Annotated in this window: 23 protein-coding genes; 11 read left to right on the top strand and 12 right to left on the bottom strand. The window is 64.1% G+C overall.

What is annotated here, in order from left to right; genetic code table 11:
* The 6 genes from QMG72_RS15060 to QMG72_RS15035 all read left to right on the top strand — a co-directional run bounded on the left by QMG72_RS15060 (position 1) and on the right by QMG72_RS15035 (position 5,909).
* Entirely contained in the window at positions 1-882 is an 882-nt protein-coding gene (locus tag QMG72_RS15060; protein ID WP_226776271.1) for a sugar phosphate isomerase/epimerase family protein, read from the top strand.
* 7 nt (positions 883-889) lie between these two features.
* Entirely contained in the window at positions 890-1,948 is a 1,059-nt protein-coding gene (locus QMG72_RS15055; RefSeq protein WP_283480949.1) for a Gfo/Idh/MocA family protein, read from the top strand.
* The gene (locus tag QMG72_RS15050) at positions 1,945-2,859 is read left to right on the top strand and encodes an ROK family protein (RefSeq protein WP_283480948.1); all 915 of its coding nucleotides are present in this window, start codon (positions 1,945-1,947) and stop codon (positions 2,857-2,859) included. The genes QMG72_RS15055 and QMG72_RS15050 overlap by 4 nt, the downstream gene beginning before the upstream one ends.
* A gap of 37 nt (positions 2,860-2,896) precedes the next feature.
* Positions 2,897-3,787, top strand: a complete 891-nt coding sequence (locus QMG72_RS15045; protein WP_283480947.1) for a sugar phosphate isomerase/epimerase family protein — start codon at positions 2,897-2,899, stop codon at positions 3,785-3,787.
* A gap of 8 nt (positions 3,788-3,795) precedes the next feature.
* Entirely contained in the window at positions 3,796-4,842 is a 1,047-nt protein-coding gene (locus QMG72_RS15040; RefSeq protein WP_226776275.1) for a Gfo/Idh/MocA family protein, read from the top strand.
* A gap of 290 nt (positions 4,843-5,132) precedes the next feature.
* On the top strand, positions 5,133-5,909 hold the full coding sequence (locus QMG72_RS15035) for a hypothetical protein (protein ID WP_283480946.1): 777 nt from the start codon (positions 5,133-5,135) through the stop codon (positions 5,907-5,909).
* 380 nt (positions 5,910-6,289) lie between these two features.
* Here QMG72_RS15035 and QMG72_RS15030 read toward each other — a convergent pair whose 3' ends face one another.
* The 4 genes from QMG72_RS15030 to QMG72_RS15015 form a co-directional block, all read right to left on the bottom strand.
* Positions 6,290-7,057, bottom strand: a complete 768-nt coding sequence (locus tag QMG72_RS15030; RefSeq protein WP_283480945.1) for an SCO1664 family protein — start codon at positions 7,055-7,057, stop codon at positions 6,290-6,292.
* Entirely contained in the window at positions 7,057-7,611 is a 555-nt protein-coding gene (locus tag QMG72_RS15025) for a DUF3090 domain-containing protein (protein ID WP_226776278.1), read from the bottom strand. Before QMG72_RS15025 ends, QMG72_RS15030 begins: the two co-directional genes overlap by 1 nt.
* A 24-nt stretch (positions 7,612-7,635) precedes the next feature.
* On the bottom strand, positions 7,636-8,328 hold the full coding sequence (locus QMG72_RS15020) for a histidine phosphatase family protein (RefSeq protein WP_282360948.1): 693 nt from the start codon (positions 8,326-8,328) through the stop codon (positions 7,636-7,638).
* A gap of 454 nt (positions 8,329-8,782) precedes the next feature.
* Positions 8,783-9,337 (bottom strand): hypothetical protein, encoded by a 555-nt coding sequence (locus QMG72_RS15015; RefSeq protein ID WP_226776280.1) that lies wholly within the window; start codon positions 9,335-9,337, stop codon positions 8,783-8,785.
* Between the two features lie 755 nt (positions 9,338-10,092).
* Here QMG72_RS15015 and QMG72_RS15010 point away from each other — a divergent pair.
* Positions 10,093-11,157: a sodium:calcium antiporter gene (locus tag QMG72_RS15010; protein ID WP_226776282.1), complete on the top strand. Its 1,065-nt coding sequence runs from the start codon at positions 10,093-10,095 to the stop codon at positions 11,155-11,157.
* Positions 11,158-11,269: 112 nt separating this feature from the next.
* Here QMG72_RS15010 and QMG72_RS15005 read toward each other — a convergent pair whose 3' ends face one another.
* The 6 genes from QMG72_RS15005 to QMG72_RS14980 all read right to left on the bottom strand — a co-directional run bounded on the left by QMG72_RS15005 (position 11,270) and on the right by QMG72_RS14980 (position 17,684).
* On the bottom strand, positions 11,270-11,770 hold the full coding sequence (locus QMG72_RS15005) for an SRPBCC family protein (protein ID WP_226776283.1): 501 nt from the start codon (positions 11,768-11,770) through the stop codon (positions 11,270-11,272).
* A gap of 106 nt (positions 11,771-11,876) precedes the next feature.
* Positions 11,877-12,620 carry an ABC transporter permease gene (locus QMG72_RS15000; protein WP_226776292.1) on the bottom strand — a complete coding sequence of 248 codons (744 nt, stop codon included), beginning with the start codon at positions 12,618-12,620 and terminating at the stop codon, positions 11,877-11,879.
* Positions 12,621-12,628: 8 nt separating this feature from the next.
* Positions 12,629-13,435, bottom strand: a complete 807-nt coding sequence (locus tag QMG72_RS14995; RefSeq protein WP_283480944.1) for an ABC transporter ATP-binding protein — start codon at positions 13,433-13,435, stop codon at positions 12,629-12,631.
* 219 nt (positions 13,436-13,654) lie between these two features.
* A complete protein-coding gene (locus QMG72_RS14990) occupies positions 13,655-13,996 on the bottom strand; it encodes a YnfA family protein (RefSeq protein ID WP_253032947.1) in 342 nt (113 codons plus the stop codon).
* A 184-nt stretch (positions 13,997-14,180) separates the two neighbouring features.
* A complete protein-coding gene (locus tag QMG72_RS14985; protein ID WP_283480943.1) occupies positions 14,181-15,893 on the bottom strand; it encodes a putative bifunctional diguanylate cyclase/phosphodiesterase in 1,713 nt (570 codons plus the stop codon).
* Positions 15,894-16,070: 177 nt separating this feature from the next.
* Entirely contained in the window at positions 16,071-17,684 is a 1,614-nt protein-coding gene (locus QMG72_RS14980; protein WP_283480942.1) for a phospholipase D family protein, read from the bottom strand.
* 73 nt (positions 17,685-17,757) lie between these two features.
* Here QMG72_RS14980 and QMG72_RS14975 point away from each other — a divergent pair, with 73 nt between their 5' ends.
* Both QMG72_RS14975 and QMG72_RS14970 read left to right on the top strand, forming a co-directional pair.
* Positions 17,758-17,931 carry a hypothetical protein gene (locus tag QMG72_RS14975; RefSeq protein ID WP_283480941.1) on the top strand — a complete coding sequence of 58 codons (174 nt, stop codon included), beginning with the start codon at positions 17,758-17,760 and terminating at the stop codon, positions 17,929-17,931.
* 235 nt (positions 17,932-18,166) lie between these two features.
* Positions 18,167-21,061, top strand: a complete 2,895-nt coding sequence (locus QMG72_RS14970) for a putative bifunctional diguanylate cyclase/phosphodiesterase (protein ID WP_283480940.1) — start codon at positions 18,167-18,169, stop codon at positions 21,059-21,061.
* An 80-nt stretch (positions 21,062-21,141) separates the two neighbouring features.
* Here the strand turns inward: QMG72_RS14970 and QMG72_RS14965 are convergent, their stop codons facing one another.
* Together QMG72_RS14965 and QMG72_RS14960 are read right to left on the bottom strand one after the other, a co-directional pair.
* On the bottom strand, positions 21,142-21,861 hold the full coding sequence (locus QMG72_RS14965; RefSeq protein ID WP_226774282.1) for a cation diffusion facilitator family transporter: 720 nt from the start codon (positions 21,859-21,861) through the stop codon (positions 21,142-21,144).
* A complete protein-coding gene (locus QMG72_RS14960) occupies positions 21,858-22,184 on the bottom strand; it encodes an ArsR/SmtB family transcription factor (RefSeq protein WP_283480938.1) in 327 nt (108 codons plus the stop codon). The genes QMG72_RS14965 and QMG72_RS14960 overlap by 4 nt, the downstream gene beginning before the upstream one ends.
* 118 nt (positions 22,185-22,302) lie before the next feature.
* On the opposite strand from QMG72_RS14960, the gene QMG72_RS14955 reads away from it, so the two are divergent.
* Together QMG72_RS14955 and QMG72_RS14950 are read left to right on the top strand one after the other, a co-directional pair.
* Positions 22,303-23,532 carry an MFS transporter gene (locus tag QMG72_RS14955; protein ID WP_226774280.1) on the top strand — a complete coding sequence of 410 codons (1,230 nt, stop codon included), beginning with the start codon at positions 22,303-22,305 and terminating at the stop codon, positions 23,530-23,532.
* A 4-nt stretch (positions 23,533-23,536) separates the two neighbouring features.
* Positions 23,537-23,896, top strand: coding sequence for an ArsR/SmtB family transcription factor (locus QMG72_RS14950; RefSeq protein WP_226774279.1), 360 nt, complete (start codon positions 23,537-23,539; stop codon positions 23,894-23,896).
* Positions 23,897-23,997 lie beyond the last annotated feature (101 nt).

The following is a 23,997-nucleotide window of genomic DNA, read 5'->3' as shown; positions in this document are numbered from 1 at the left end:
ATGCAATTTGGCTTCAGTTCCTTCACCTTCCGCCAATGCATGCGCGACGGGAGGATGTCCCTCCTCGACGTGATGGACTGGATCAGCGCGACCGACGCCACCCACATGGAGATTGCGACGGTGTCCCTTACCGGTCAGATGTCCGACGAATCGACCCTCGACTCCGACCCCGAGCTCATTCAAGGCATTAAGTCGAAGGCCGCAGACACCGGGCTCGTGCTCTCCAACCTTGTGGCGCCGGCCAACTTCCTCACCAACACGGTGGAGGAATACAAACTAAACATGGAGCGCACCAAGCGTCATATTCTCACCGCGGACGAGCTCGGCATACGACTGTTCCGTCACGACGTCGCTACCTGGGCGACGCCCGGGAGGGACATTGTCGAGTTTGAATCACTGCTCCCGAGGGTCGTCGAGGCCTGCCAAGAAATCGCGCAGTTCGGAGCCCAATATGGCATCACTACGAGCGTTGAGAACCATGGATTGTTCATGAACGCGAGCGAGCGCGTGCGGCGTCTGATCTACCTTGTGGACGAACCGAACTTCAGGACCACAGTAGATGTTGGCAACTTCCTTGTCGTGGACGAGGACGCGTCGACCGCTGTCGCGAGGAACGCTCCCTACGCGTCAATCTTCCATCTTAAGGACTTCTACGTTCGACACCAGTATCCGGGGGAGGGCTGGATACACACCGATGGGGGTGCGTACCTGCTCGGCGCCATCGTCGGCTACGGCGACCTTGACATGCGCTCGATAGTGCGAAACATCGTCGCATCGGGCTACGACGGATTTATATCACTCGAATTCGAGGGAATCGAAGACTGCCTCTTGGCGGCCACCACCGGCCTGGCCAATATGCAGCGACTGTTTGCGGAGGTATGAGGGAATTATGAGTCGTATCGGTATCGGCGTGATCGGCGCCGGAAGTATTTCAGCGATGCACCTGCAGTCTTACGCCGCGAACCCCGATGTGGAGCTCGTCGCGATTTACGACCTGAATCTCGCTAGAGCGCAGCACCAGGCCGCGAAATTCGGTGTCGCCAACGCGTACGCGATACTCGAGGAACTGCTCGCAGACTCCGCAGTGCATGCCGTGAGCATCTGCACCTGGAATAACAGCCACGCAGAACTGGCGATCGCGGCCCTAGAAGCCGGCAAGAACGTGTTGGTGGAGAAGCCGCTCTCCAAAACTGTGGCCGAGGCCGAGATGCTGGCGGCCGCCGTCAGCCGAACCGGCAAACTACTGCAGGTGGGATTCGTGCGTCGGTTCTCGTCCAATGCCAAGCTGCTGAGGCAGTTTATCGATGCCGGCGATCTAGGCGAAATATACTACGCGAAGGCCTCCAACATTCGCCGGATTGGCAACCCGGGCGGTTGGTTCGCCGATGGGGAGCGAGCGGGCGGTGGTCCGCTGATCGACATCGGTGTGCACGTGCTCGACCTTTGCTGGTTCATGATGGGTTCGCCTAAGCCCGTGACCGTGAGCGGCAACACTTACCACCGGCTCGGGAACAGGGCCAACATTACGAACCTCGAGCGTTACAAGGTGTCGGACTACGATCCAGACAAGAACGATGTAGAAGACCTCGCGAACGCCCTCATCCGCTTCGAAAATGGAGCATCCCTCTACCTCGAGACGAGTTATTCGCTCCACGCGCTCGAGGACGAGCTGCTAGTCGGCGTGTACGGTGAGAAAGGAGGTGCCGAGCTCGAGCCGAGCCTCAGATTCACTCTCGAGAGCCACGACACCGTGATAAATGTCGTGCCCCAGGTAGACCTGCTGACCTTCAATTTCGACGAAGGTTTCCAGAACGAGATCAACCACTTCGTGAGCCTATGCCGCGGCGAGGCCGAAGAAATCGCGCCCGTCTCCCACGGAGTTGAGATCATGCGGATGTTGTCTGCCATCTACGAGTCAGCGGCGCTCGGGCGCGAGGTGGCCCTGTGAGGATCGGAATCGATATAGGCGGTACGAAAACCGCAGCAGTCGTGCTGGATGACAGCGGCGAGATCGCAGGCCACCTGCTGTTGCCGACCGGGTACGGCGAAGCAGAGGTGGTGGCCACAGCGCTGGCCGCCGTCAAGGAACTCACCCGAATTAGCGGCCTCGCACCCGCCCAGTTCGAGTCGATCGGCGTAGGCATCCCCGGGGCCGTCGATGCGGCCTCCGGTAGGGTTTCTCACGCCGTGAACCTCGGCCTGCACGGCCTCGAGCTCGGCGGCCGGCTCTCTAGCGTCCTCGGCACACCTGTGCATGTAGAGAACGACGTGAACGCCACGGCGCTAGCCGCGTTCCATCTCGTTGGTACCCCCTCCAGCCAATCGATGGCCTACTTGAACCTGGGCACGGGGCTCGCAGCCGGCCTCATTTTGAACGGCGAACTCTGGCGTGGATCGCGCGGTACAGCGGGTGAGCTGGGGCACATTCCCGTTGACCCTAACGGCCCGCTGTGCACCTGCGGGCAGCATGGCTGCCTCGAAGTGATGGCCTCGGGCTCAGCCGTAGCGCGCCAGTGGCCCACAGACCACCCGCGTCCTGTCCAAGCGCTGTTTGAGGCTGCGGAGGAGGGCAACGAGATGGCCATCTCGTTGAAGGCCAAGTTAGCCGAGAACATCGCCTTGGCCGTTCGCGTCCTGGTTCTTACCGTCGACGTCGACACTGTCGTGATTGGAGGCGGTCTCAGCTCGATGGGAACTCCGCTGCTGCGGTCGGTACAGGCTGTGTTCTCCCGTTGGGCCGATGCCTCTGCATTCGTCGCCTTCCTCAATCTCGAAACCCGCGTTCGATTGCTGCCGGATGACTTCCCGGCCGCCGCGGTCGGGGCCGCGCTTATCGGCTTAGCAGCTCAGGCCGTCTGAGGCCCCGTCTTTTAGTCAACTACCGAAAGTGAACACTATGAAAATCGGTTTCAGCTCCTTCAGCTTCAGCGACAAGATGCTGACAGGCAAGATGTCCATCGTCGACGTTATTGAATGGATAGGCCGAAGCGACGGGGAACACCTTGAGCTCGCTACCGTCTCCTTCTCACCCAAGGGCACTGACACAGTCTGGAGCTTCGGCGACGATCCTGACCTTATCGAGGCGATCAGGTCTTCGGCCGCGACGAACGGCGTCGAACTCTCCGGTATGTGTATCCCGGCGGACTTTATCGGTGAACCCGATGATCGTGCTGCCCAGATAGAACGGGTGAAAGACCATATTCGGCTGAGCGACAGCCTAGGCATCCGCTATTTCCGTCACGACGTGACGCAGTGGGCTCGGAAGATTAGGGATGTCTCAGATTTCGAGGAGAATTTTGCAACCATCGTTGACGCCTCCGCCGAGATCGCACGTTTCGCTGCGAAGTATGGCATCCAAACAAGTGTTGAGAACCACGGCTTCTATATGAACGGCAGCGAACACGTGCGCCGGCTCATAGCCGCCGTAAATGAATCGAACTTCAAGACGACTCTGGACGTCGGTAACTTCCTCTGTGTCGACGAAGATCCGCTCATCGCCACTAAAGCTAACCTGCCCCAAGCATCCTTCGTACACCTCAAGGATTTCTATATCAGGCCGCACGGCTCCTACCCGGGCGAGGGCTGGCTGACGACGACCGGCGGAAGCTATCTGCTCGGGTCTATCGTTGGCTTCGGCGACATGGACACACGGGGCATCCTTTCGACTGTCGTCGCAGGAGGATATGACGGGTACATCTCGATCGAGTTTGAGGGCAACGAGGATTGCCTTTTCGCTTGCGAGACCGGCCTTACCAATGTCAAACGCATCCTAGAAGAGCTGCGCTAGGCCCCATCATGACGATAGGGATTGGAGTAGTGGGTTGCGGCAACGTGAGCGCGAAGTACCTGGCGACCATCGCCGGTGCTCCGGGTGTGGAGCTCGTAGCCTGCACAGATCGTGATGGTGAGCGCGCTAGGTCGGTCGGTACGCAGTTCGGAATCCCGTTAGTTCTTGCATCACTCGAGGAGCTACTCGCGCTTCCAGCGGTCGATATGGTCCTCAACCTCACCGCGCCCATGGCCCACGCAGAGGTCTCGCTGGCCGCTATCGCCTCCGGCAAACACGTGTACAGCGAGAAGCCGCTCGCGACAACGCTCACGGATGGCGTACGAATTATCGAGGCCGCAGGTCGTGCCGGAGTCCGGGTGGGCTGCGCCCCAGACACCTTCCTCGGCGACGGGATCCAAGCGATGGCCAAGCTGATCACCGATGGGGCCATCGGGCAGCCGCTTTCGGCCATCAGCATTCTCGTCACAACCGGACCTGAACACTTCCACCCGTCGCCCGAGTTTCTCTACCACGAGGGAGCCGGCCCGTTGTTCGACATCGGGCCGTACCTCGTGACCGCGCTCACCTTCTTACTTGGACCTGTGCGGGCGGTGACCGCAATGGCAGCGACTCCGGTCGAGACACGCACAGTGAGGGTAGGCAGCCGAGCGGGGGAGACCTTTCCCTCGGCGGTTCCCACCTTCATCTCGTGCGTGCTGGAGTTTGCCAGCGGAGCGGTCGCGACTCTGCTGCAGAGCTGGGATGTCGTAGGCACGACAGCCCCGCGACTTGAGCTCCATGGCACAGCCGGCAGTATCGTCGGGCCGAGTCCGGACAGTTGGTGCGGACCCCTGCGGCTCATGCGCGCGGGCGACGAAGAATTCGTTGAAGTGATGCCCGAGATCCAAATAGGCTCTCGGCTCGGCGTCGGCGTGCTCGAAATGGTTTCTGCGCTTGAGGCTGGTAGCGGCCCTGCAGCATCTGGCGAACGGGGCCTGCACACTCTCAGGGTTCTTCAAGGGATTCTGAGTTCGGCCGCCTCCAGGCAACGGGTGCGTCTCGATGATGAGTGAGTTCCAACGCGGCTTGTTGCACAGCGGGACCGCCTCCTAATTTGCTTAAATCCATGACCTGTCCCAGGGATTGGTTACCCGAAATGGGTTGAGCTATTGGCTCTCGCTGAGAGGATTTCAACCATGCCAAGACCCTATCCACCGGAATTCCGCGCCTGGGCAGTCGCCCTGTTCCGGGCCGGCAAACCCATCAGCCGCGTGGCCGCCGGTGCCGGGTTCCTCGCGAAGGTCTTTCGTCGGCTGCTGGGCGTGAGAGCAGTCCCGGTTGCTACAAGTACCGGAAGCGGCCGATGTCACCGACCAGGATGCGCAGGCAGTGGCTGACCGGGCTCATTAGGGAAGTCCATACCGCCAGCCGGGGCACCTACGGGTCCTGGCCGGAGCCATACCGAACTGACGCGTGCCTGGACGTGCGCGTCAGCGAGCATCTGGTTGGGGAGCTGATGAGCCTGGCTGGAATCGCCGGCCTTCCCGGGCCGGCCAAGGTCAAACGCTTGTGGGGCGTCGCCACCAGCGATGCAAGTGATATTGTTTCGAAGATCATCTACTACGCCTTGGTGCTTCGTCCTTCAATTCGCGCTCGGGGTTTTTGGTCCGAACCCGGTCGCCACCCTGTTGGCAGCCATCATCGCGCTCTGCCCAAGGTCGTTGTGGCCATCATCATCGTGGTGATCAGTGCGGCGATTGCCGGCGCCGTAAAGACCCTCATCCAGGGATCCCTTGGCGGGCTATCCTACGGCAAAACCCTGGCGGATATCGCCAGCATTGTCATTCTGGGCATTGGCATCAGTGCGGCCCTGAACCAGGTGGACATCGCCACCACAGTGACGACGCCGATTCTGATCGCCGTGCTGGCAGCCATCGTGGGGATCCTCGGCGTCGTCGGCGGGCTGATCAAACCGATGTCCGCCCGCTGGGAACAGTACTTGAACAAGGCTGAAGAAGAAGCGCCTAGGATCAAGGCCAACGCCCAGAACGCACCCCCGGCTAGAGACCAGATTACCGAAGCGGCCCAGGACTACCTGCCGACCCAAGACGAATCAGGATCCGGCGCCCACCGGCTGTGATCGGCGGGGCATCCCCACCGCGTCCTGACACTTCGGCATCTGGATGTACGGCCCGGGAGACCCACTAGCCGCTCCCATCGCCACCAGGGCTCGCCGCCGTTGCCCTGGCGGGTTGGGGCGGGCCCGGACACAGCCAGTTCCTGTGCGTCGGCCGTCAAATTCGTTGCCGGCCAACTACGATCACCCATCATGCCCGTGCCGTGCCGGGTCTGCCGTTTCCGGCACGTCGGGATCGGCGGCCCCGGACCGGACGGACATCTCCTGCCCGATGAACTCATAGTGGGCGAGCAAGTCGGCCACTGCGCAGAAGCAATAGCCGCAGCCGGTAGTAAAAGACGAGGCAAGAACGTGAATAAGTTCTTGCCTCGGCCGTAATTCCCTTAGAACAGCGGCCAGGGCACCGCCGGCATCTCACCGCTCGGAGCCGGAAACCGCCCTGCCAAGCGCAACCGTGCGCAACGCGCGGTGAGCGCTGCGATTTCTTCGGCGCTGAGCAAGTCCGCCAGGTTTCGGCCCAGCCCACCGCGCAGTCCTTCGCTGACACGATCGATGCCGTCGCGTTCCTCGGCGGTCAAAGCGTCTCCCACCCATCCCCACAGCACCGTGCGCAGCTTGTGGTCACTGTGAAAGGTGAGCCCATGGTCCACGCCGTACCGGTGTCCTTCCGGCATGGCAAGAATGTGGTCACCTTTGCGGTCGGCGTTGTTTACGACCATGTCGAACACCGCCATCCGTCTGAGTGCTGGCGAGTCTTCGTGAACGAGGGCGACCATCCGTCCGCTCTCATCCCGTCCCTCGAGAACGCGTTTCCAGCCCGTCTCGGGCACGTGGTCCGTTGCGACCAGGTCCACGGCGCTTTGGGTGGGGTCTTGCTCCTGCCAGAGCTGCACCATTCCTTCGCCCATCGGACCATCGCGCAGCCAGGTGTGCGGTAGGAGGTCCCAACCGAAGGCCTGCGAGACCAGGTAGGCGGCCACCTCCCGGTGAGCCAGGGTGCCGTGGGGAAAATCCCACAGCGGACTTTCGCCTGCTATCGGCTTATAGACGACCACCACGTCGCCGATGCTGCCCAGAAATGTAGCGTTTGATGCCGTCGTGATGCGGCCGGTGAGCTTAAGCTCGGCGGTTAGCAGGTCCGGCGCTGGCATCAGACCTCGGGAAGGGTGCAGATGTGCCCGTCGGCGTCTATGGGGTAACCGCAAAGCGGGCACATCGGACGCCCGGCGCCCACGATCTCCCGGGTGCGCTTGGCGAATGCGCGGGCGGTGCCGACCGGCATTCGCACCAGCAGCATTTCGGGCTCGTTAGCGCCGTCCTCAACAAGCGATTCGTCGTTGTCATCAGCATCGACATCGGTGATGGGGTAGGCCTCTATTACGACCTGGGCCGTGGTTGGGTCCCAACCCAAGCTTATGGCGCCGGTGCGAAACTGCTCCTGAACTGCATCGAGCTGGTCATTGTCGACAAGTTCAATGGGAGTACTCGAGGGGACGCTGAACGGGTTGCCGTCGACTGTGATGAGCTGGTCGAGAATTTCGTCGATCTTCTCTGCGAGCAGAGCCGACTGCTGCTTCTCCAAGGCAATACTCACAACCTGCCTCCCTGCGCGCACCTGCAGGTAGAAGGTTCGCGCCCCCGGAAGGCCGATGGTGCCAACGACGACCCGATCAGGCCAGGCAAATTCATGAACACGTGTAGGCATGTCAATATTCTAGGCACATGAGGTTCATGGCGCCTTCTGACCGGCGCCGCCGCCCACCGGCGCATCGCCAGAGTGGATGCCGTTCGACAGCCACGACAGATCACCCGCGTCGGTGTTGGTCGCATGGACGCTCGGCCGGCTAGCGCCGTAGCGCACGATCGATACGGAGGCGGGGCCCACGTTAATACGCTGGAACAGGTCAAGGTGCATGCCGAGCGCGTCGGCGAGGATTGACTTGATGATGTCACCGTGACTCACCGCCACCCACACGGCCCCCGGCCCGTACTCGGCTTCGAAGGCTGCATCGTGGCGTCGAATCGCTGCCACCGCCCGGGCCTGCATCGCCGCCATGGATTCACCGCCGGGAAAGACGACGGCGGACGGTTGCGACTGCACTACCGGCCACAAATCCTCGGTCGCGAGATCACTGAGCGTGCGGCCCTGCCACTGGCCGTAATCGCACTCGGTGAGATCGGGATCGACCGGCGCGTACGGCGAGACAGCCTGCCGATCGAGGATGAGCTGGGCGGTCTGCCGACAACGCTCAAGAGGGCTCGACACCACCCCGACTAAGGGCACGGCCGCGAGCCGGTCGCCGGTCAGAGCCGCCTGGTCGCGCCCGATCTGGTCCAGGCTGACGCCGACGGCACGACCGGCCAGCAGTCCAGTGGCATTGGCTGTGGTGCGGCCGTGCCGCACGAGAATAACTGTCGCCATCCACCCAGCCTAACCACCCGCGCGACGGCGGTGTGCACCGTCCAGGGTCGCGCGTCACACAGGCAGATAAAAGCACTGGCGGAACCCTCCAGCACGCCGACGCGCTCGAAGCCGCACGGACGGACTCGGCACGCCTCCACCAGCTCATGGCCGACGCAGCAAAACCGGAACAAGCGGCACAGGCAGAACCCCAGGCACAGCTGATCGGGTGCGGTCGCGTTGAAGTCCCGGCGGATGTGTGGTCATCGTGGACGGGCGGAGTACCCCGTTCTCCTTCTCCAGCAGCCGGATCCGCTTTTTGGCATCCCTGAGCTCTGCGGCACTGGCACCGATGATCGCCTGACTAGGCAGGCGCGAGGGCGCGGCGCCTGCCCGAAGTACGCGTGAGGTGCTGCGCCGTGGGCCGCAGTTAGTCGGCGGACGGACCCCAGCGCCACCGCCTAACGAGCCGTCCTCAGTCCTCGACTATGGACATAGGCAGGCCGCCGCCATGAACGGAAGGGGCGATGCTGTCCAGCTGCCATCCATCCGCGGCCGCCCGAAACGTAGCGGTCTGCGGCACCGAGTAGCCCGACGGGACGTTGCTCGGCCCATTCGCTGCAGAGGCCTGGTGTTCTTCGGTCAATTCCTTAAAATGGACGCTTGCAGTCGACCCGGTCATCTTCACGGATTCCACCGTGATCTTCGTCGAAAAGTCCGTGTACCAGAAGCCCGTTGACTTGAATGCGGCCTTTGACCGGGCTACCACCGGAAGGTCCCGCGCGCGCTTGGCTAAGTAGGCCGCAGTCGCCTGCCCTTCGGTCAGGCGTGGAGCCGGGGGAGTGTCGAGGACGGTGCCGTTGCGGTCCTCGACAGCAGTCTGGATGATGGCCGTGAGCTCGGAGGACGACGGGCTGGGCACAGCTGCTGGAGGCGATTCGACCGTGAGCGGCCCGGCAGCCGACTGGCACCCGGAAAGGACCAACCCGAGCAGCACCGCTGTGGCGGCCGACGTGCGGCGGTAAGTCATCGTGCTCCTCCTGGTCATCGATGTCCCCTCAGCCTCCCCTGCCGGCCCCACACGGTCAACGGGGGCTCGCCTGTCCCGATCCAGGATCGCACGGGATAACCCCACCCTGCGGTCACTTGCCCTGTCCTTCCCGCCGATGACCGGGCGGGGAAGCCAGAGCCTGGCCGGACATCACCTTCGCCGTCGCCGGAACCCGCGAGGGGAGCCGGGCACTGTTCGGCTCCGGCACCTGCGTGGAGGGCGACATCGCGGCCCACTGGTTCCGGTTCCAGGGCGCCTGCTTCGAAGCACTGCTCCGGACGCCGTCGGTAGCTATCCCGGCGTGCCCGGATCAGGCGGTTCGGACCAGTCCAAGCACTCAACCCTTGCCGAGAACTGCGACGACGACGGTGTCCTGCCACTGCACGCGGATGGGCTTGTCCGGCTTCCGCAATGCACTGCGGTACCTGCCGATGTTTTCCAGGACCCGCGCGGGGCCATAACCCCGCCAGAAGCTCGAAACAGGGCAAACACTGAGGCGCACCTGAGCAAACGCCATCCCCGCCACTCGCAGCCAGGCAACAGGCAGTCCTGCCCACGGCAGTACGCGATTCCGCGGTTCACCCCCGCCGGTACCGGATACTCCCCGTCTCAGGCCCGGGATGGAACAGATTCAGTAGACTGATGTTTTCGTTAGTGCAACGGTTTTGCTATTTTCCCCCGGACCGCGGTGAAGCTGCACCAGCAGCTCAACCGGCCGGAAATGGAGTATGTAAATGGAATCTTTTCCGCTGGCGTTGCTATTGCTGATTTTCGTGGCTGCGGCGGCCGTAATCTGGTCCGCCGGGATCCAACTGTCCCGACAAACCGATGTTCTTGACGTCCGCCTGCATCTCGGATCCGCGCTTGGCGGGCTGATTCTGCTGGCCGTCGCGACGAATCTGCCCGAGCTTGCGATCACCTTCAGTGCGGCTGCGGCGGGGAACATCGGCGTGGCTGTCGGGAACATTCTGGGCGGCATCGCCATCCAGACGGTGGTGCTGGTCGTTCTGGATGTCTTTGGGACTAAGGGCAAAAAACCGCTGAGTTACCAGGCCGCATCACTGACCCTGGTCATCGAGGCAATCACCGTGATCGGCGTACTCGGGGTGGTGATCGCCGGAAGCCAGATGCCTGCGGGCCTTGTCGCGTTTCGCCTCACTCCTGCGGCCGTGCTGATAGCTCTGATCTGGCTGCTCGGCCTTTTCCTCGTACAGCGGTCCCAGAAGTCCCTCCCGTGGCACGGGCAGGGCCACGCCCCCGCTAGCCAGGACAAGCCCCAGGGTCACAGCAAGACAGCTAGGGCCGGCGGAACCAAGGCTTCGGGGACGGGCAAGTCGATGCTGATCTTCCTTGTTGCGGCTGCGGCGACCCTCGGCGCAGGGGTGGTGCTTGAACGCAGTGGGGAAGCCATCGCCGGACACATCGGGCTCTCCGGTGTCCTCTTCGGGGCAACATTCCTTGCGCTCGCGACATCGTTGCCGGAAATCTCCACCGGCCTGGCCTCAGTGAAGCAGGGCGACTACAGACTGGCCTTCAGCGACATTTTCGGCGGCAACGCATTCCTACCCGTCCTGTTCCTCGCCGCCGTCCTCATCTCCGGCAAACCCGTGCTGCCCCAGGCGCACGCCACCGACATCTACCTCACCGCCCTCGGCATCCTTCTGACCCTGGTTTACATGCTGGGACTGATTTTTCGGCCCGCACACAAAATCCTGGGAATGGGTGTTGACTCACTCGTCGTCCTCGTCCTGTACCTCATCGGGGTGGCAGGACTGTTCGCCGTGGCGTCAACGGGTTAGCCACCCTATTCCGGCCCGATCTGCTAGCTTCTCGGGGACTCCGTGGAGGGTGATCGCGGCCAAGATTGGTCGCAGATCTGCGTGGGGAGGTTGGATATGCCGATTGAGCCGGTCATGACTGGGCCTCCTCACTTGCAGCGATGGACTCGGCGATCCGCTTGATCGCGGCGAGCGTTTTCGGGATACCGTCGAGCGCCTGCTGGGTGCGGTCGGTGATCTGGACGTTGGCGCCGTCACCGTACTTCTCCTCGAACATGGCGATCCCGCCGGGCAGGAAGTCCCAAGATTCGCTCAGGGTCGTCCCGGTGTCTGCTGGAGTCAGGGCGAAGCCCCAGCGGACCAAGCTGCCACCCACCACCCAGGCGAACTCGCGACCGCGCTCGGCAGCCACCACCTGCGACCGGGTCTCCCAGGACCGGTGCGGGAGCTCATTACGCCCGGTGAACCAGGCACCGAGCTGGCCGGCATTGACCGCATCGTCCCACCAACACGAGGTACAGACTGGGCTCCACTCGCCGGTGCGGGTGATGTCAGAGACCAAGTCGTAGAGTGTCTCGGCTGATGCCTGGACCGTTACGGACTCCTGGTGATGGCGGATGTTTGTCGGATTCATGGGTCCATCATTACAGAACGGTCACTTCTTCTGCCGTTGTGCCAGTCTTCCAAGGTGACCAGGCCCGGCCGGGCCCCGGGTTGGCCGCCGTTGGGCTGGTGGCCGCTCACGGGTTCCGCCGGCGCAGAGTCAGCGAGGCCAGGACCAACACAGCCAGGACGATCGCTGCCATGATGCCGGTGTCTTGCCACAGTAGTTCCGTGGCATCGCTGTGGCCGGCGATCTCCTTCAGGGCATCCACCGAGAATGTCAGCGGCAGCACGTTAGAGACTGCTTCCAGGAGCCCGTTCATCCGGTCCCGCGCGACGAACAGCCCGCACAGCAGGATCTGCGGTACCACCACAACCGGCATGAACTGCACAGCCTGGAACTCCGTCCGGGCGAAAGCGGAACACAGCAGGCCCAGCGCCACGCCCAGCACCGCGTTGACGACGGCGATCATTACCACGAGCCCCGCGCTGCCTTTGATCTCCAGGCCGAATACCCAGTAGGCGACGCCGGTGGCGACGAACGACTGGAGGGCGGCCATGATGGAGAACGCCAGCCCATAGCCGAACAGCAGGTCGGCTTTGTGGATGGGGGTGGTCAGCAGCCGCTCCAGCGTGCCGGAGGTCCTTTCGCGCAGCATCGTGATCGACGTGACGAGGAACATCACCACGAACGGGAAGATCGCCAGCATCATCAGACCTACCCGGTCGAAGGTCCTCGGCGCACCGGGCGGCACGGTCTCGTTTTCGTAGAGGAAATAGACAGCGGTTAGCAGCAGCGTAGGTACCACAAGCATCAGCGCCACGCTGCGTTGGTCGTGGCGCAGTTGGTCCAGAACGCGCGCCGTTGTGGCGAGCATCATGCGCGGATTCATTCCGTCACTCTCATTCCAGCTGCCGGAAGGCTGTTGGCTCCGGGACGCGGTTTAGTGCCCGGGCCGTTGGGAAGGCCGTCGTCGGCTTCGGCCTTCCTGATGATGTTCAGGAACGCCAACTCCAAGTCCTCGCTTCCGCCCCGGTTGCTGAGCTCATCCGGGGTGAGCGAAGCCAATAGCCGGCCTTGCCGCAGGAGCAGCAGCGATGCACAGTGACTGGCCTCTTCCATAACATGGCTCGAAATCAGCAGGCTGGTGCCGGACGAGGACATGGCGCCGAAGCGTTCCCAGAGGTCCGCGCGGAGGACGGGGTCCAGGCCGACGGTCGGTTCGTCCAGGATGAGCAGCTTCGGGCGCGCCACGAGGGCGCAGGCCAGCGACACGCGGCTGAGTTCGCCCCCGGAAAGGTCTGCAGTCTTGATCCTGGCGTGCCCTTCGAGCCCGACGGCGGCAATCGCCGCGGCGGCGTCGCGCCGGTGTCTGCCGTGCATGGCACCGAAATACCGCACGTTCGCTTCGACGCTGAGGTCTGGGTAAACGCTGGGGGACTGGGTGACGTAGCCAAGCTCATGGCGGAGGGCAGGATCGCCGGCGGGCCTCCCCAACACCGTCACGGAGCCGGAGGTAATGCGTTGGACCCCAACGATCGTGCGCATCAAGGTGGTCTTGCCGCTGCCGGAGGGACCCAGCAACCCGGTGATCCGGCCCGCCGGAATGCTGAATTTCAGCTCCTGGAGAATGACTTTGTGCGCCCTGACGATGGACAGGCCGCTCACCTGCACGGCTGCTGCTGACCGGGACATGGTTTCCTTTGCAGGTGCCTGATTCACCAAGTAATGAATTGAATCTAGACCCACGGAATCGTGCGGTCAACGGGACCAGCAATCTGCCATAACCACATCATCATGCGCTGGTCCTGCGCCTGAAAAGACAAACAAACCCCGTGCCGGGCGCTGCCGCGTCTTCTGATTGGACGGCAACACGCTGTGCCCGCCGGTACCTTCGCCCGCCTGGCCGGAATCCTAGGAAACGGGCCCACGGGGAGCGAACATGATCACCGACACCCCCGCGACACAGATCAGGGACCCGACCACGTCCCAGCGGTCCGGGCGGAACCCATCGAAGACCACGCCCCATACCAGGGACCCGGCGACGAACACGCCACCATACGCGGCCAGGATCCGCCCGAAGTGCGCGTCGGGCTGCAGTGTCGCCACGAACCCGTACAGGCCCAGGGCAATGACTCCGAGACCGGCCCACCACCACTCCCGGCCTTCCCTGACGGCCTGCCACACCATCCAGGCCCCGCCTATCTCGGCAACAGCAGCCAGGATGAACAGCAGCACAGACTTTGCAATGACCATGATGCCCATCCTGCCGCACGCTTGTGGACATCCCAGCACTGCGATCGACACGTCCGCGTGGCTGAGCGGTTTTCCCGGTGGGATCGCAGTGCCTAGTGATAATCCGACGCGGGCGCCGTCGGGACAAGGGGAGCAGTTGCCGGGTGGTGGATGAGCAGGATATGCGTCCACTGCCTGCGACCGGTTATTCGGCCGGGGCAGGTTCCTCGGGCCTGAGCATCGTGCTGGTTGGGTATGAGGCCCGCCATGCATCGAATGTCGCTGCGGGCATAGGGCAGCAGATGTAGTACCCCTGGACGACGTCGCAGTCGAACGTCCTCAGATGCGTAAGCGTCTCGGCGGTCTCGACGCCCTCGGCCAGGACGGTCAGCCCAAGACTGTGGCCGAGGTCGATGATGCTGCGCGCAATCAGGGCATCGCTTGGCTCCGTTGCCATACTGGTGATGAATGATCTGTCGATCTTGATCTCGGTCACGGGCAAGTCCTTGAGCTGGCCCAGACTGGTATAGCCTGAGCCGAAGTCATCGATGGACAGTCGGACACCCATGGCTGCCAGGGCTTCCAGCAGGCGCTGGGCCCGGGCGGGATCGGCCATCAGTGCGCTTTCGGTGATCTCAAGCTCGAGCAGTTCGGCCGGCACCCCGTGGCGTGCGAGCAGATCGGCAATCTGCCGGGGCAGTCCGTCATCGAGCAGGCTGCGCGCGGACAAATTGACGGACATGGTCAAGGGGACTCCGGAGGCTAGCCAGGCCCTGGTCTGGGCGAGAGCGGCTTCCAGCACGTGGGTGGTCAAGGGGCCGATCAAGCCGGTGTGTTCGGCCAGCGGGATAAAGTCATCCGGGAAGATCAATCCCCTGTCGGGGTGTTCCCACCGGACAAGGGCCTCAGCTCCGAGGATTTCTCCACTGTCGAGGCTTACCTTGGGCTGGTAGTGGAGTACGAGTTGGTCCGCGGTCAGGGCCCGGCGGAGGTCCCCGAGAAGGGCGAGTTTGGCGGGGCTGTGCCCGTCCAGGTCCGGGTCGTAGGCGCAGACGCCGAGATTCCCGGCCTTGGCGACATACATGGCGATGTCCGCCCGCTGCAGCAGCACCGTGGCGTTGATGCCGTGCTGCCCGGAGAGCACCACCCCGACGCTGGCTTCCACATCGAGGGCGACCCCGTCGATCAGGAACGGGGCCTCGAGTGCGTCCCGCAACGCGGTGCCGACATCCTTGGCCGATTCGACGTCGGTGATGTCCGGGAGCAGGACGGCAAACTCGTCACCGCCGAGCCGGGCAATGGTGTGGGTCTCGTGCAACACCGAACGAAGCCTGGTGCCGACCTGTTTCAACAGCTCGTCACCGTAGTGGTGACCGAAGGTGTCGTTGATCTCCTTGAACCGGTCCAGATCGATGAGCAACAGTCCGACTGCCGCGCCGGTGCGCTCAGCCGCAGCGAGCTCCTTGCCGCAACGGTCAAAGAGCAACACGCGGTTCGGCAGACCGGTCAGGGCATCGTGAAGCGAGTCGCGCAACGCCTGACGCCGTTCACGGTCCAGTAGCCGGCGATGGCCCCGCGTGACGAAGGCCATCGCCGCGGCCAGGAGGAGCCCGAGTACAAAGACCCAGGGTGTCAGCCAGCCGGTGAGTTCCTCCATCGCCCGGAGCTTCGCCAGCTGAGAAACTGAATTTTCGCGGTGCCCCTGAGCGGCCGAACGGACGGTCTCTGCAAAGGCGTCGAACTTGGGGTCGACTTCTTCGCCGTCGATTTTGAGGGCGAGTGGTGTGTTGCCAGTATCTACAGCGTCGAACATGCGGGCAATTGAACCGAGATAAGACTCGTGGGAGGCATCGAGCCGAGACTCCGTCTCGCGGTCGCTCTGGTCACCGTTCTCTTCAACGAGGTCCAGTGCTGTCACCAGGTCAGCGGATGCAGCGTCGTACTTTGCCCGTACTTCGGGGCCAGGCTCAAGTCGGTACCGGTTGCGCCCCGGGACTCCGTGCCAAGGAACTCCGGGGGATTGCCGTCGGGGCTGCTGCGCCGCAGTCAATCGCTGGGGGAGGAGCGGCCCATGCCGTACTCACAGGTTGCCTGGCTAAAACCGGTCAGTGCCTCGCAGCCGGCGGGGGCGGCCGTCCGGATCCACGACGAGACGGCTGATTGGATCCGCCCAGAGGCGTTGGAGGGCCGAGACGGGTTCTGGCGTGTGGTGTCGCACGTTTCCCGTGGGCCGGGGTGGGCGCTGGCCGGTTTCGTGCCAGTGGTCAAGAGCATCGGCGGTGGTGTTCCAAAGCTCGAGTCCGGCCGCAGGGTCGTGGAGCCGTGGGTCGTTCTGGTCCAGGCCAAGGTGCTCGGCCCAGAGTTGGAGCCGGAGCCCGCGGGCCAACGGCCGGGAAGCGCCGTCGCCGGTGTCTGTGCCGGGCGTTCCCCGATTGTCGGCGGTGGTGTCGAAGACGGCGCAGGTGAGCTCGCTGTCGGTGGTCCAGGACCGGCGGTTGAAATTGTCTGAGCCGCAGGTAAACCAGGTGTCGTCAATGATGCAGATCTTGGCGTGGACGTAGATCGGTGTTCCCGAGCGGTTCTCCAGGTCGAACACGCCGACCCTGCCGGGTGCGACCCGGTGCAGCATTTTGAGGGCCCGCAGTTGCCCGATCCGGCTGGGCGGCCCGGCGACAGGCCCATCAGAGTCAGGGTAACGGGGCACGACGGCAATGACCCTCAGCTCGGGATTCCGTTCGAGAGCTTCAACGATGCCTGCTGCGACCTCTGCCGACCACAGGTATTGATCCTCGATGTAGATCAGCGAACGGGCGCGGGCAAAGGCTTTCGCGTATCCGCGCGCGACGCTGCGCTCCCCATTTGGTGCGAACGGAAACGGGGGATGTTTCACCCCGTAGGTGCGCAGCAGCTGCACGGCATGAGGGCCGGCCGGTGGTGGCGGGGGCGCAGTTGCCGGGAGCGGTTCGGGGTGCCGGGGCATCCGGGCGAGACGTTGCAGCAGCATCCGGTAGGGAGTGCGCCGGTCCAGAGGATGGGGGTCGTTCCAACGTTCTGCGAACACGGCCAGCACGTCTGCCACCACTGGGCCACGCAGTTCGAGGGCGGCATCGTGCCACGGCGGTTGTTTCCCGTATCGGGGATCCATGTCCACCGCTTGCGGATCTCCCGCGTGATCGGCATCGTCTCGACGGCTGTGGGAAAGGTCGAGCCCGCCAACGAAAGCAATGTCCCGCGACGGATTGTCCCGACGGCGGATGACGAACAGTTTTTGGTGATGGGAGCCGAACAGGCGGACACGCTGATCCAGCAGCACCTCTCCTCCGGCGTCGTTGATCTGACGACTTAAGAGCTCATTGGCCCGGCCGCTGATCGGGGCCGATACGCGCTCCCCGTGGGATCTCCAGACAAGGCCCCGCACTTCGACTCCCGTGCGGGCCAACCCCGCGAGCAGATCGCCAATCGACGGTCCGTCCGGCAGGAGCCGCTCGTCGGCATCGCCACGCCAATCGGTGAACCACACACGGTCTCCCGCCTGCAGGTCTGTTAGCTCCTCATGCAGGCGGGCGAAGTAGCTCGCTCCATGGATGAGGGGCCGCACCAGGTTGCCCTCCGACCACGACGGGGATCCGGCACCGCCGGCGTGTACGTCCGTGGCCAGATTCCCCCGCTCAGCGCGACTCAGGAACCACGTACCGGCATTACTGTCCACTCGATACTCCTTCGGGGCCCGAGGCCAGGCCGCTAGTGTCTGGTCTCCAAAATAGCCTACGACTGTGCGGGTAATGCCACCATCCGGGTTCTCAGCGCCCGGCAAAAGCGGGTCGGCGGTCGCTTTCAGCCGCAGCCCGGGGCAGGTCCTGAACATCGCGTACCTCACCGCCAAAGCCGAAAGAGAAGGCGGGTTCTTCCCCAAGGGGGTAAACGGCGAGATCAACCGGAGCGCAGCCAGCGCCTGACACTCCACCCTTGGCAAAAGCCACTAGCTCTTCTGCTTCCCCGCCACAGCGCTCACGGCTCCATCCGTGGCGGGGGCGCAGGAAGGCGACATCCGTGGCCCGGTCGAGACCAAGTGGAAGTACACCGTGCGCTCAGCGCCCCGGCTGATCACGCTCCGCGAACCCTAATGCGCCCTGCCTGTAGTCTTCTTACGTTGGTCGGCACGTCTGCCCCCTTCGGGAACAAGGGAATGACATGCAGCTGGTTGGGCGTACCGGAGCAGCCCTGGTCGGCGCAGTAGGGCTCGCCGTCCTGTTCGGCTGGTACACCGGAGGTGCACTGCTGGCGAGCGGGCTACTCTCGATGAAGCCGACGGCGGCGCTGGGAATAGTGCTCCTCTCGATTTCGCTGATCGCAGTTGACCATCGGCGTCTCACCGCAGTCCTCGGTTCGGCTATATTCGTCATCGGCGGCCTGTCATTTGTCGAAAACATACTGGGAACCTCGCTTGGCATCGATACCTTGCTGCCGGGAATCGAGTGGCGCGGGAGCCTGCCGCGGATGGCGCCGTCCACGGCCTTCTCGCTGTTGGTGTTGGGCGGCTCCCTCCTTTCCGGCAGACTTGTCCGAAGCGCGCTGGCCCTCGCAGCCATGGGCATCAGTCATATCGCGATCCTCGGCTATATCTATGGCGTTTCCTCTCTTTACACAGTTGCTGGGTACACCAGCATGGCCTTGCCCACGGCCCTCGGGATTGCAGTGCTGTCGGCGGCGATACTGCTTCAGCACCCTTCCACTGGTTTGGCCGGACTGTCGCGGGACGCAGGCAGCGCAGGAAAGCTGCTTCGCCCGGCGATACCGTTCTTCATCGGTGGTCCGTTCGCCCTCGGCTGGATGTGCCTGACGGCGCAGCGTATGGGCTGGTTCGACACCCCGTTCGCCGTCGCGATGCTCGTCTTGAGTATGACGTTCCTCGGCTGCGCGTTCACCTGGCTGGCGGCTCTAAGGCTTCGCGAACTCGATGGGCAACGTGAGGCCGCGCTGAGGAGGCTTGCCGAGACAAACCACATGCTCGAGACCATGGTTGTGGCTCGGACCGGGGAACTGGCAGAGACAGCGGACGCGCTCCAGGCGCTCGTCCGGCTTGCACCGGTCGGCATCGTGCAGCTCGACGCCGGGGGAGGGCTTCTCTCCGCTAACGACCAGTGGCTCAATATGAGCGGGCTGACCCTGGTCCAGTCCCTGGGCAGCGGCTGGTCCTCCGCGCTGCACCCCGACGACGTCGAACGGGTACTGGCCGCATGGGGAGAATGCGTCTCCGCCGGCACCTCCTATTCGAGCACGATTCGTTTTCGCATGCCGGACGGGCAGGTCAACTCGGTGCAGGTCACCACCACGCCGATCCGCGATGAGGGAACCGTGACCGGACACCTGGCCAGCATCACGGACGTGACTGCCCTGCGGGCCGCGGAGGAGTCGGCGACGGCCGCCCGGGCACGGTTCGAGGCGGCCTTTGCCTGGTCCCCGCTCGGAACCGCCATCGTGTCGCTCGATGGCCGGGTGCTGGAGGCCAATCGGCGCCTCTTCGATCTGACCGGCCGGTCGACAGGTGTGCTGGATGAGTCCATTGAGGCGGTTTTTATGCCGCTCGAAACAGTCGGCCAGGATGCCCTGCCGGCCGGGCTGCTGGAGGGCTCCCGGCAGCGTATGGATCGACGGATGCGGCGCAGCGATGCCGAGGAGACGTGGGTGAAGGTCAGTGTCGCTGAAATCCACGAAGGCAAACACGTGGGGGGTCTCCTGTACCAGCTGGAGGACATCACTGCCCGCCGGCTGGCAGAGGCCCGTGTGGAGCACCTCGCTTTTCACGATCCGCTCACGAACCTGCCCAACCGGCTGCTGCTGCTGGACCGGCTTGCCCAGGCATTTCTCCAGGCGGGACGCCACGGCAAGGGTGTGGCCGTGTTGTTTATCGACCTGGACCGGTTCAAGGTCGTTAATGACAGCCTCGGGCACCACTCCGGCGACTTGGTCCTGACCGAAGTCGCCGACAGGCTGCGCCGCGGCACTCGGGCGTCGGACACGGTGGCTCGCCTCGGCGGCGACGAATTCGTCGTCGTCTGCCCAGATGTCGACAGCCGGCAAGACGTCGCCCGGCTCGCGGATGAGCTCCAGAAATCCATCGCCCTGCCGATCCTGATCGGCGAGCACATCGCATCCGTGGATGCCAGCATCGGCATCGCTTTCGGCGTCGGCGACGATGACCCTGAATCGCTTCTGCGTAACGCGGACCAGGCCATGTACTTGGCGAAGGACCACGGGCGCGCGCGATACGAAGTTTTCGACGACGAGCTGCGCGGCCGGGTCGCACAAACGCTGGACACCCAAATGTCCCTGCGCAGCGCGGTGGACCTGGGCCAGATCGAGACCTGGTACCAGCCGATAGTGGATCTGCGGAACCAAACGGTCGTGGCCACCGAAGCACTGGCTCGCTGGCGCCGACCCGAGCGCGGGCTCGTGCTGCCGGGTGACTTCATCGCTATCGCCGAAGAGACAGGCCTGATCAAGCAGATCGGAAGCACGGTCCTGAACCAGGCGTGCCGGGCCGCCGCGGCGCTGGACGGCGCCATGGCCGTCAGCGTCAACGTGTCTCCACGTCAGTTCGCGCGGGACGACTTCGGCGCCGTGGTCAAGCAGGCTCTCAGCATCTCCGGGTTGCCGCCGGAACGACTCTGGCTGGAGCTCACCGAGAGTGCGATGATCGAAGCGATCGGCTCCGCGGCCAAGATGTTCCACGAACTCCGCGACATCGGTGTGCGACTTGCCATCGACGACTTCGGCACGGGCTATTCATCCCTCTCCCACCTTCGGGCCTTCGACATCGACCTGCTGAAGGTGGACATAACGTTCGTGCGCGATATCGAAACGTCCGCACACGACCGGGCGGTTGTGGAAGGCGTCATTCGGTTGGCGGATTCGTTGAAGCTGGAGGTCGTCGCCGAGGGCATCGAAACGACCGGGCAACTGGACCTACTGCTGAAGATGGGTTGCCGATTCGGGCAGGGTTACCTTTTCTCGAGGCCGTCCCCCGACGTGTCACCGCTCGTGCATTTGGAGGGTTTCCTGGCTCCGGCAGCCCGCGCCCGGTGACTGTGGAATAAACGGTAATTCCGGCTCGACCTGCCGGACGGGGTGGAGCCCAAACCCGGACCCGGGGCCACAGCCGTCGATCAGGGCGAGGAATCACAGCCACCGCAGCAGGCGTACGATTCGTCCACCCCGGTGGTCTTTGCCGCCACCGCCGATAGATCAGCCGTGCCGCCGGGCACGGTGCAGCAGACGTCGCCCCGCCAGGCGTTGAGGCCTTCGCGGACGGCGATCACGGCGATCAGAAGTGCGGCGCCGGCGTCGGCCCACCACCAGCCCAGGGTGCTGTTCAACACCAGCCCGAGCAGCAGGACGGCAGAGAGGTAGGTGCACAGGAGGGTTTGTTTGGAGTCCGCCACCGCAGACCGGGAGCCGAGTTCCCGTCCGGCGCGGCGCTGCAGCCAGGACAACATTGGCATGATGGCCAGGCTGAGGGCGGCGATGATGATGCCGGGCGTGGAGTGCCGCGCTTCGCCGCCGCCGGCCAGCGAGCTGACAGAATCGACGGTGACGAAGGCTGCGAGGGCGAAAAAGGAGATCGCGATGAGCCGCAGGGTCAGGTGCTCCCGCCGTTCCGGATCCCGGGCGGCAAACTGCCAGGACAGGGCGACGGCGGATGCCACTTCGATTACGGAATCCAGGCCGAAGCCGATCAGGGCCGAGGACTCCGCGACGCCGCCGGCCCAGAGGGCGATGACCGCTTCGATGACGTTGTAGCTGATGGTGGCGGCAGCGAACAGCCGGATGCGCCGGCTTAGCACTGCCCGGCGGACGGGGTTCGGTCCCAGCGAGAGGGCCGTCATGCCAGGCACGTCCCGTCGGGGGCGCAGCAGGCCGGGTCCACGGCCAGGACGACGCCGAGCAGGTCGCCGATGGCGTGGCCCAACCGCTCGTCGGCGAGCTCGTACCGGCTCCGGCGGCCGTCGGGGACGGCCACCACCAGTCCGCAGCCGCGCAGGCACGTCAGATGGTTGGACATGCTCTGCCGTGAGACGCCGAGGGAATCGGCCAGGTCGGAGGGATAGGCTGGCGCCTCGGCCAGCGCCAGCAGGATCCGGGCCCGGGTCGGGTCGGAGACAGCGAAGCCGAACCGTGCCAGCACTGGAGCGCGGGTAAGGGATTCCATAACTCTAAAGTACACGCGGGAATGTATTCATACAATTCTGTATTGTTCTTATGGGCTAGGCTAATATGTGCACATGTAAGCACTTGTTGATTGTTCGCCATTACCGTGAGGAGCCGCGTTGCTTCAAGTCCTGGCCGTTCCGGCCTATCGGAAGCTCTTTTCGGCCCAGATCGTCGCCCTGCTGGGCACGGGCCTGTTGACCGTGGCGCTGGGTCTGCTGGCGTTTGACCTCGCCGGCGGCCAGGCCGGGGCGGTGCTGGGTACTGCGCTGACCATCAAGATGCTCGCCTATGTTTTCGTGGCCCCGGTGATGGCGGCGTTGGTCGAGCGACTGCCTAAAAAAGCGGTGCTCGTCGGCGCGGACCTGATCCGGGCAGGCATTGCCCTGATGCTGCCGATGGTGGACCAGGCATGGCAGATCTACGTCTTGGTCTTTGTGCTGCAGAGCGCCTCGGCAACGTTCACCCCGGCGTTCCAGTCGCTGATCCCGGTGGTACTTCCCGAGGAACGCCACTACACCCGGGCGCTCTCGCTTTCCAGGCTTGCCTATGACCTGGAGTCCCTGCTCAGCCCGGCGCTTGCGGCGGCCCTGCTGACAGTGGTCTCTTTTCATGAGCTCTTCCTGGGGACCGTGGCCGGGTTCTTGTTCTCGGCGGCCCTGGTGGTCACAACGCGCCTTCCGGTCGCACCGGCGGTGCGGCAGGAAGGAACCCTCTGGCACCGGACCACCCTTGGCGCCCGGATCTTTGCGAAGACTCCGGAGCTGCGGGGACTGATGGCGCTGAACCTGGCCGTCGCGGCCGCGACCGCCCTGGTGCTGGTGAACACCGTCGTCTACGCCCGGGACCTGTTCGGCGGCTCCAACACCGACGTCGCCATCGCCCTTGCCTGCTACGGCGCCGGTTCCATGGCCGTGGCGCTGACGGCACCGGCGATCCTGGACAGGTTACCGGACCGGGCCTTTATGCGGGCCGGAGCGGTGCTGGTCTCGTTCGGACTCGCCGGGGCGTTCGCGCTGCTGGCCGTACCGGGAACGTGGCCGGTCTTGCTGGGACTGTGGGCCCTGCTCGGCGCCGGGACCTCGATGATCAACACACCCTCTGCCCGTCTGCTGCGCCGCGCCGCGACGGACAGAACCCGGTCGTATATCTTCACGGCCCAGTTCTCCCTCTCCCATGCCTGCTTTATCATCACCTACCCCGTGGCCGGCTGGGTCGGCGCCGTCGCGGGACAGCCAGCGGCCGCCGCCGTACTGGCAGCGGTGGCTGCCATAAGCACGGCAGCGGCCTTCAAGTTCTGGCCCGCGGCGTTCAGGACCGGTCCAGTGCCGGAGACGACGAAAGGCTGAGCCGGTGGACAACATTACAGGCGCCCCCGCCGCCAGCCTCCAACACCCGGACGCCCCCGACGCTCTCCGCCTGGACGCGGCCACCGCTACCTTTCGGATGCTCTCTGACCCCACCCGGCTGCATATTCTTTGGCTCCTGGCCCAGGAACCCTCGGACGTCGGCTTCCTGGTGGAACGCACCGGGGCGTCCCGGACCTCGGTGAGCCAGCACCTGGCCAAACTGCGCTTCAGCGGTCTGGTCACCACCCGCAAGGACAGCCGCCACATTATCTACAGCATCGCCGGCGGACACCTGGCCCGTCTCGTGATGGAAGGCCTGAACCACGCCGACCACAAAGTCACCGGTGAATCCGTCCATGACTGAGCTGCGGGCCAGACGCGAAGTGCGGCAAACCCCGGACGAAGCCAGGGCATGAACTTTTGGGATGCGGCGGTCGCGGCCGCAGCTGGTGTCGTCCTGATCTA

Origin of the sequence: Pseudarthrobacter sp. PH31-O2 (assembly GCF_030063265.1) — a bacterium.
In the GTDB taxonomy this organism is placed as follows: domain Bacteria; phylum Actinomycetota; class Actinomycetes; order Actinomycetales; family Micrococcaceae; genus Arthrobacter.
The sequence above is the reverse complement of the archived record's forward strand: the minus strand, read 5'-3'. Positions and strand labels throughout refer to the sequence as shown.

Coding starts and splice junctions, on each gene's coding strand:
- QMG72_RS14995 (WP_283480944.1), bottom strand. CDS start 13,435: ATGTCCCGGTCAGCAGCAGCCGTGCAGGTGAGCGGCCTGTCCATCGTC.
- QMG72_RS14970 (WP_283480940.1), top strand. CDS start 18,167: ATGCAGCTGGTTGGGCGTACCGGAGCAGCCCTGGTCGGCGCAGTAGGG.
- QMG72_RS14975 (WP_283480941.1), top strand. CDS start 17,758: ATGCCACCATCCGGGTTCTCAGCGCCCGGCAAAAGCGGGTCGGCGGTC.
- QMG72_RS15040 (WP_226776275.1), top strand. CDS start 3,796: ATGACGATAGGGATTGGAGTAGTGGGTTGCGGCAACGTGAGCGCGAAG.
- QMG72_RS14960 (WP_283480938.1), bottom strand. CDS start 22,184: ATGGAATCCCTTACCCGCGCTCCAGTGCTGGCACGGTTCGGCTTCGCT.
- QMG72_RS15000 (WP_226776292.1), bottom strand. CDS start 12,620: ATGATGCTCGCCACAACGGCGCGCGTTCTGGACCAACTGCGCCACGAC.
- QMG72_RS15045 (WP_283480947.1), top strand. CDS start 2,897: ATGAAAATCGGTTTCAGCTCCTTCAGCTTCAGCGACAAGATGCTGACA.
- QMG72_RS15010 (WP_226776282.1), top strand. CDS start 10,093: ATGGAATCTTTTCCGCTGGCGTTGCTATTGCTGATTTTCGTGGCTGCG.
- QMG72_RS14965 (WP_226774282.1), bottom strand. CDS start 21,861: ATGACGGCCCTCTCGCTGGGACCGAACCCCGTCCGCCGGGCAGTGCTA.
- QMG72_RS15035 (WP_283480946.1), top strand. CDS start 5,133: ATGTCACCGACCAGGATGCGCAGGCAGTGGCTGACCGGGCTCATTAGG.
- QMG72_RS15005 (WP_226776283.1), bottom strand. CDS start 11,770: ATGAATCCGACAAACATCCGCCATCACCAGGAGTCCGTAACGGTCCAG.
- QMG72_RS15020 (WP_282360948.1), bottom strand. CDS start 8,328: ATGGCGACAGTTATTCTCGTGCGGCACGGCCGCACCACAGCCAATGCC.
- QMG72_RS15055 (WP_283480949.1), top strand. CDS start 890: ATGAGTCGTATCGGTATCGGCGTGATCGGCGCCGGAAGTATTTCAGCG.
- QMG72_RS15030 (WP_283480945.1), bottom strand. CDS start 7,057: ATGCCAGCGCCGGACCTGCTAACCGCCGAGCTTAAGCTCACCGGCCGC.
- QMG72_RS14990 (WP_253032947.1), bottom strand. CDS start 13,996: ATGGTCATTGCAAAGTCTGTGCTGCTGTTCATCCTGGCTGCTGTTGCC.
- QMG72_RS15025 (WP_226776278.1), bottom strand. CDS start 7,611: ATGCCTACACGTGTTCATGAATTTGCCTGGCCTGATCGGGTCGTCGTT.
- QMG72_RS15015 (WP_226776280.1), bottom strand. CDS start 9,337: ATGACTTACCGCCGCACGTCGGCCGCCACAGCGGTGCTGCTCGGGTTG.
- QMG72_RS15060 (WP_226776271.1), top strand. CDS start 1: ATGCAATTTGGCTTCAGTTCCTTCACCTTCCGCCAATGCATGCGCGAC.